This window comes from Peribacillus sp. SIMBA_075 (assembly GCF_046534585.1).
In genome coordinates this window covers 1-267 of sequence record NZ_JAWRYN010000737.1, presented here as the reverse complement: position 1 = coordinate 267, position 267 = coordinate 1, and the positions used below count along the sequence as shown (strand labels likewise).

Here is a 267-nt window from a genome sequence, read left to right as displayed (position 1 = left end):
CGAAGTAACCTCTCCCCATGGCCAATAAGGTGCATATGGCTATCAACAAGCCCTGGAATCATCGTTTTCCCTTTTAAGTCACATAACTTCACTTCTGAATATCGGCTTTCTAACTCTTCTTTATTCCCTATATGAACAATGACGCCATTTTCAACGTAAATAGCTTCTACTTTTTCATTCTCTTCTCGCATAGTGTAAATGGTGCCGCCATACCAAATTTCTCCCATATGCTCATCCCCTTTTTCCTTTAGTCTACGAAATTCGTTC

1 protein-coding gene is annotated in these 267 nt (G+C 40.1%); it reads right to left on the bottom strand.

Annotated elements, in window-relative coordinates:
* Positions 1-227, bottom strand: a 227-nt coding sequence (locus SB775_RS30165) for an amidohydrolase family protein (protein ID WP_410864926.1), incomplete at its 3' end; no start/stop codon positions are given.
* Positions 228-267: the final 40 nt, after the last annotated feature.